Annotated in this window: 7 protein-coding genes and 1 pseudogene; all 8 read left to right on the top strand. The window is 41.9% G+C overall.

Annotated elements, in window-relative coordinates:
• Positions 1–96: 96 nt before the first annotated feature.
• Positions 97–696: a Type 1 glutamine amidotransferase-like domain-containing protein gene (locus GPK81_RS07185; RefSeq protein WP_215706775.1), complete on the top strand. Its 600-nt coding sequence runs from the start codon at positions 97–99 to the stop codon at positions 694–696.
• A gap of 254 nt (positions 697–950) precedes the next feature.
• Complete coding sequence (locus GPK81_RS18000) at positions 951–1,130, top strand: hypothetical protein (RefSeq protein WP_226845240.1); 180 nt, start codon at positions 951–953, stop codon at positions 1,128–1,130.
• Positions 1,123–2,139, top strand: a complete 1,017-nt coding sequence (locus GPK81_RS07180) for an AAA family ATPase (protein ID WP_226845238.1) — start codon at positions 1,123–1,125, stop codon at positions 2,137–2,139. Before GPK81_RS18000 ends, GPK81_RS07180 begins: the two co-directional genes overlap by 8 nt.
• A 180-nt stretch (positions 2,140–2,319) precedes the next feature.
• Entirely contained in the window at positions 2,320–3,585 is a 1,266-nt protein-coding gene (locus GPK81_RS07175) for a plasmid recombination protein (RefSeq protein WP_215706774.1), read from the top strand.
• Positions 3,586–3,703: 118 nt separating this feature from the next.
• The gene (locus tag GPK81_RS07170) at positions 3,704–3,892 is read left to right on the top strand and encodes a transposase (RefSeq protein WP_055173307.1); all 189 of its coding nucleotides are present in this window, start codon (positions 3,704–3,706) and stop codon (positions 3,890–3,892) included.
• A 1-nt stretch (position 3,893) separates the two neighbouring features.
• Positions 3,894–4,655 (top strand): annotated as a pseudogene (locus GPK81_RS07165) (DNA methylase); the annotation flags it as partial.
• On the top strand, positions 4,636–5,010 hold the full coding sequence (locus tag GPK81_RS07160; RefSeq protein WP_001129922.1) for a TnpV protein: 375 nt from the start codon (positions 4,636–4,638) through the stop codon (positions 5,008–5,010). The pseudogene GPK81_RS07165 and the gene GPK81_RS07160, both read left to right, overlap by 20 nt.
• A 366-nt stretch (positions 5,011–5,376) precedes the next feature.
• A partial coding sequence (locus tag GPK81_RS07155) for a GTP-binding protein (RefSeq protein WP_215706773.1) occupies positions 5,377–6,786 on the top strand: 1,410 nt, incomplete at its 3' end.

Raw genomic sequence — 6,786 nt, 5'->3', positions numbered from 1 at the left:
CAAAATCAAAGGAGCATACATACAATGGAGCCAATCATCTGAAACGTTGAAGTAAAAAGCGTCCTCACAAAATCCAATTTATAAAGGAGAATATTGATGAAACTGTTTTTATGTTCGCACTTTTCAAGTGTAGGAAGTCTGATAAAGGAAGAAATTGAAAATAAAAAAGTCGCATTTATTCCAACAGCTTCGCTGCGTGAAGGCTACACCGGTTATGTCGGCTCGGCTCGAAAATTATTCAAAAAGTTGGGAGCAATCGTAACTGAAATTGATATTTCAACGGAGGCTTATTCAACGATACAGTCTGTTTTTGAAGATGCGGATGTGATATATTTTACCGGCGGAAATTCTTTTTTCCTTATAGACCAGCTCCGTAAAACGGGAACGGATGAGCTGTTGAAGAAAGAATTGGCAAAGGGAAAACTGATGATTGGTGAATCGGCAGGTGCGATTATATGCGCTCCAAGCATCCAATATATCGAGCAAATGGATGAAAAGCCGGAGGACTACTCACAAGAAGATGCAGGGCTTGATTTGATTGATTTCTATGTTCTTCCGCATTATCTTACAGCACCATTTAAGAAAGTTACCGAGAAAATAATGACTGAGTTTTCGGATTTGAATCTATGCCCAATTAACAACCGTCAGGGAATTGTAATTGATGGTGAAGATTCAAAGGTTATTTGCAAAGACTAATTTGAAAATTCCAGTTTGCCAGTATCTTAGACAGAATATGAACAACGAAAAACATCGTAGCAATACGGTGTTTTTTTGTTACCTAAAACCAACAAATTCATACATAACCACAGGTTAGTACAAATACCTTGTGTGATTTTTTGAAAGGCTTAGAACGGGGATTTTCTCCGATTTTCGCCCCTAAAAGATACACAAAAAGGTTTCAAGTATCTTTCCTGTGGTTTTTTTATTTTCAAACGGAAAGGTGGATTGATATGCCAAGAATGAGCAAGAAACGGAAACAAGAATGGGCATTGTTTCTGAATGACCGTAATCGCATTACCTACAACGAACTTTGCAGAAAATGCAGGAATGACTGTAAGCAGAGTTTCCGCTGTATCGTGGTGCTTTGCCCGAAATATTTATCGAAAAGGAGAACAAATAAAAATGATTGAAAATGAAATGACTGTCAGCGTACCTCTTGAAGTTGTCAAGGCAAGCGAAATCGAGCCGAAAGAAGTGAAATGGCTGTGGTATCCGTATATTCCGTTTGGCAAGGTTACGCTGTTGCAGGGCGATCCGGGCGATGGAAAAAGCAAGCTAATGCTTTCCGTTGCCGCCCTGCTCTCAAAGGGCGAACCTCTGCCCTTTACCGAAACGGAAGAAAACGAGCCTGTGACTATCATCTATCAGACAACGGAAGATGACGCAGACGATACGGTAGTACCTCGCTTTAACTCTGCCGGTGGCAACGGAGAGAACCTTATCTTCATCAGGGAAGATGAAAAGTCTTTATCCTTTGGGGATAACCGTATTCGTGAAGCGATTGAGATGTACCACGCAAAACTTTTAATTCTTGACCCGATGAGTTCCTATATCGGAGAAATCTGTTCGATGAACAATGCCAACGAAACACGAGCCGAGTTTAATCATCTGATAGCGGTTGCGAAAGATACTGGCTGTGCGATTGTGATTATCGCTCATATGAACAAGATGAAAGACACCAACCCCCTTTACCGTACCAATGGTTCGATTGACATTGCGGGTGCTGCAAGAAGTATTCTTGCAATCACACGCACACCGAACAAGGAAGTACCTGCGGAAAGATATTTGGTGCAGGTAAAATCCAACCTTGCCCCGACAGGCTCTGCCATTCTGTTTGAAGTATCTGAGAAAGGTGTGGACTTCATTTCCGAAATGGAAATGACAGCAGAAGAAGCGTTCCAGTCCCTTGCCCCGAAAATTGGCAGACCCAACGATAAGGAAGTCAAGGCGAAAGCATTTCTGATGGAAATGCTGAAAGACGGAGAAATGCTTTCTTCAGATTGTGAAGAAAAACTTGAAGCCGCAGGGTTCAAGAAATCGACCATCAAAAAGGCAAAGAAGAACACAGGAGTTATTTCCCGAAAGAAAGGTTTTCTGTGGTACTGGTCTTTGCCGATGGGCGATATACCGAGAGAATAAAAACGGACTGTCTGCTGATGGGACAGTCTGATTTTATGATTGAGGTATCAAAGGAGGTCAAGGGGGAACACCCTTGCCCACGACATCTTTGCAGACGAAGTCTGAAAGTGTCATAGTGGGTTACACACATTCAAAGAATGTTGTGTAACGGCTTCGCCCTGCCGAGAAAGGAGAACGAAAATGGCTAAAAACAACAAAGCGGATATGAGTTGTGCAAGGGTTAAAAAGTACACCGCTTCCGATGTCAGCAAAGCAGAAAGACACAACGAGCGCAAAAATGAAACCTATGAAAATATGAATGTCATTGAGGAACGCATACCATTTAATGTGCATTTCAAAACACCGACTGCCCCGACTTATATGGAACAATTAAAGCAGATGGAAACTGACGGTTTGGTGTCGCTTCGTGGGTTGAGGAAAGACGCAACGATCTTCAATGAAATTGTGATTGATGTGAACACGATGTACTTCGAGCGTAACGGCGGCTACGAATACGCAAAGCAGTTTTATGAAGAAGCGTTCCATTTCATCGAAGAAAAATTCGGTGCTGAAAATGTAATATCGGCAGTAATGCACGCTGATGAAATCAATATAGCGGCAACCGAGGAACTTGGGAAAGAGGTGTACCACTATCATCTTCACGCTATGGTTCTGCCTGTGGTGGAGAAAGAAATCCTATGGAGCAAGCGTTGCAAAGATGAAAAACTGCGAGGAACGGTTAAGGAAGTTGTTCATCAAATCAGCCATTCAAAGAAATGGAAATCGGATATTCCGCTGACCGACGAAAAAGGCAATCCGCTTCTCAGAAAGAACGGAAAACCGATGTTCCGAGCTTCATACAGTATTCTGCAAGATGAATTGTTTAACCATATGACGGAGCAAGGCTTCAAAGGCTTTCAGCGTGGCGAATACGGAAGTACAGCAGAACACCTGACTTCCCTGCAATATCAAATCAAGCAGGACAAGGAACGCTTGGAGAAGTTGCAGAAGCGCATTCAGCATGAACAGATAAAATATGAGCCTGCCCGTAATGTTTCTAAAACCTATAACGAGATTGACCGTATGGGGCAGAAAACAATCACAGGTAAAATGGCAATCTCCAAAGAGGATTATTCTGAGCTTACTGCCCTTGCCAAAGAGGGCATTACAAGTCGTGCGGAAATTAGCGAATTAGAACAGAGTGCCAACTATTACCGACAGAAATATTTTGACTGTGCAAACGCGATCGAAAGAATGAAAACTAAATACAACGAACTGAAAGAAAAGTGCAGACCTTTTCTTCAAGCGTTGGAGCATTTCCCCGAAGTTGCTAAACTTTTTACCGAAAAAGTGAAGCAACTTTTTTCTTTTAAGGAAGCACAGGAACGAGCCGAAAAAGAAGCAAGGGAAAAAGAACGACAGGAGCGTATCAAGGCTCGAAGAAACAAGCGTGGTATGGAAAGATAACCATTTCCATTATACTCACGACTTAATGACTTCTTGATATATTGAAAATCTGCGGTTACTGGGTGCTCTAATGTGAATGCCCAGCAATCAAATTTTATGAAAGAGAGGAACTGACTATATGAAAGAACAGAAATATTCTTATTCACAGCGAATTGGAAAGACAACATTCATCGTAAATGTAAAGCAGTCCGAAAGTGCCAAAAAGCCTTTGAATACGGTGTTTCAAGACATCTGCAAGCACGAGGTTTTGGGCGATTTCTTTACGGACAAATCATTTAATTTAGAAAATCCACAAAAAGTATCTTGACAAACTCGACCCCGAAGGAACGGGCTATCGTGCGAAAACACGATTTGCCCGTTTTTTCAATCTTCCGGAGCTGATCTCTATTTTTAAGGAAGCTGCGGATATTCAGACTTCGGATATGCTGAATCTTCCCGTACCGGAAGCAGAGTTTATCAATGAAGTCTTGAAGCCAAGTGAAGAACAGCAGGAAATGGTCAGTGCTTTTTCAGAACGTGCCGAAAGTGTAAGAGGCGGTCTTGTGAATCCGACAGAGGATAATATGCTCAAGATCACCAACGATGGAAGAAAGTGTGCGTTAGACCAAAGGCTTTTGAATGAACTTCTTCCGGATGCCGAAAAAAGCAAGGTCAATACCTGTGTGGAAAATGCTTTCCAGGTATGGGAGGAAGGAAAAGCAGACCGGACAACCCAGCTGATCTTCTGTGACTTGTCCACACCAAAAGGAGACGGGACTTTCAACGTATATGATGATGTCCGGAACAAACTGACAGAAAAAGGAATCCCGAAAGAAGAGATTGCTTTTATCCATGAATACAACACGGAGGCAAAGAAAGCGGAACTGTTTGCAAAGGTACGGGCCGGACAGGTGAGAATCCTCATGGGTTCCACTCCAAAACTCGGTGCTGGTACCAACGTACAGGACAGGCTCATTGCCCTCCATCACCTTGATTGTCCGTGGAAGCCGTCTGATGTAGGACGGATTTTGCGGACATTCAAAATAAAAAAGAATGTGGAGGTAACAGACAATGGCAAAATCATTATTTGAGGAACTGGGCGGCAAATACGAAAGGCAAGGGGATTATTTGATACCGTGCTTAACTGTACCCGCCGAAGAAGAACAGGCAATAGGCATCTGGGGGCAACGGCATTTAGATTATCTAAAACAGTACCGTAAAGTTACATACACCAATCTTCTTACAAGCGGCAGGCTAAACGCCTACCTTGCCGACATCAACAGACAGGCACAGGAACGCTTTGAAAGGCTCATAGAGGGTATGAAACAGGCACAGGGCATAACGGAACAGCTAAAGGCAGAAAACGCCTTAGAATGGACAGGATGCCTCAATAACATAAGGGCTTGTGCGAGGGAGATTGTGGAAAAGGAAATTATTTTTGCATAAACAGATGATTAGTGGCAGGGGGAAATCCTGCCGCTTTTTCTGCTTTAGTTTGTCAGCTTGACAAATAAAGGGTTAAGGAATATAATTAGATTCAGTATTATACAAGGAGTTAATAAATATGCGGCAAGGTATTCTTAAATAAACTGTCAATTTGATAGTGGGAACAAAAAGTAGCAGTCCCGTTTCACTTTTAATATGGGGCTTAGTTTTTTGTACCCAGTTTAAGAATACTTTTATCATGTAATTTTATATGCCCGAAAACATATAAGTGTTTTGGGGCTATTGGAGTTATTTACCCAGTGATAGGAGTATTTATCACTGGGTATTTTTATGCCCTTTTTTGGGTGTTGATAGGAGGAAAATCACATGAAAATAATTAACTTAGGCATTCTGGCTCACGTTGACGCAGGAAAGACAACATTAACGGAAAGTTTATTGTATACCAGTGGTGCAATTGCAGAACTAGGGAGCGTAGATGAAGGCACAACAAGGACAGATACAATGAATTTGGAGCGTCAAAGGGGAATCACTATCCAGACAGCAGTGACATCTTTTCAGTGGGAGGATGTAAAAGTCAACATTATAGATACGCCAGGCCATATGGATTTTTTGGCGGAAGTATACCGTTCTTTATCCGTATTAGACGGAGCAGTATTATTAGTTTCTGCAAAGGATGGCATACAGGCACAGACCCGTATACTGTTTCATGCACTACAGATAATGAAGATTCCGACAATTTTTTTCATCAATAAAATTGACCAAGAGGGGATTGATTTGCCAATGGTATATCGGGAAATGAAAGCAAAGCTTTCTTCGGAAATTATAGTGAAGCAAAAGGTTGGGCAGCATCCCCATATAAATGTAACGGACAATGACGATATGGAACAGTGGGATGCGGTAATTATGGGAAACGATGAACTATTAGAGAAATATATGTCAGGGAAACCGTTTAAAATGTCAGAACTGGAACAGGAAGAAAACAGGAGATTCCAAAACGGAACGTTATTTCCCGTTTATCACGGAAGCGCTAAAAACAATCTGGGGATTCGGCAGCTTATAGAAGTAATTGCCAGTAAATTTTATTCATCAACGCCTGAAGGTCAATCTGAACTATGCGGGCAGGTTTTTAAGATTGAATATTCAGAGAAAAGGCGGCGTTTTGTTTATGTGCGTATATATAGCGGAACATTGCATTTGAGGGATGTTATTAGAATATCTGAAAAAGAGAAAATAAAAATCACAGAGATGTGTGTTCCGACAAATGGTGAAATCGTCCCGGCTGACCATGCCTGTCCGGGAGAAATTGTTATTTTAGCTGATGATACTTTGAAACTGAACGATATCCTGGGAAATGAAAAACTCCTGCCTCACAAAACACGGATTGATAATCCCATGCCATTACTTCGGACAACGGTAGAGCCGCAAAAGCCGGAGCAAAGGGAAGCCCTGTTAAATGCCCTCGCAGAGATTGCTGATACAGACCCTCTTTTGCATTTTGACATTGATACTGTTACCCATGAGATTATGTTATCTTTTTTGGGGAATGTGCAGATGGAAGTCATTTGTGCCATCCTTGAGGAAAAATATCATGTGGAGGCAGAAATAAAAGAGCCTACTGTTATATATATGGAAAGACCGCTTAGAAAAGCAGAATATACCATCCACATAGAAGTCCCGCCAAATCCTTTCTGGGCTTCTGTCGGGTTGTCCATAGAGCCGCTCCCTATTGGAAGTGGAGTGCAGTATGAAAGCAGAGTTTCACTTGGATATTTAAAC

The organism is Blautia sp. MCC283 (assembly GCF_018785565.1).
In the GTDB taxonomy this organism is placed as follows: Bacteria; Bacillota; Clostridia; order Lachnospirales; family Lachnospiraceae; genus Blautia_A.
This window is presented reverse-complemented; position numbering and strand designations above follow the sequence as displayed.

Excerpts from the sequence above, each read along its gene's own strand:
- GPK81_RS07185 (WP_215706775.1), top strand. The coding sequence starts at position 97 with ATGAAACTGTTTTTATGTTCGCACTTTTCAAGTGTAGGAAGTCTGATA.
- GPK81_RS07160 (WP_001129922.1), top strand. The coding sequence starts at position 4,636 with ATGGCAAAATCATTATTTGAGGAACTGGGCGGCAAATACGAAAGGCAA.
- GPK81_RS18000 (WP_226845240.1), top strand. The coding sequence starts at position 951 with ATGCCAAGAATGAGCAAGAAACGGAAACAAGAATGGGCATTGTTTCTG.
- GPK81_RS07170 (WP_055173307.1), top strand. The coding sequence starts at position 3,704 with ATGAAAGAACAGAAATATTCTTATTCACAGCGAATTGGAAAGACAACA.
- GPK81_RS07175 (WP_215706774.1), top strand. The coding sequence starts at position 2,320 with ATGGCTAAAAACAACAAAGCGGATATGAGTTGTGCAAGGGTTAAAAAG.
- GPK81_RS07180 (WP_226845238.1), top strand. The coding sequence starts at position 1,123 with ATGATTGAAAATGAAATGACTGTCAGCGTACCTCTTGAAGTTGTCAAG.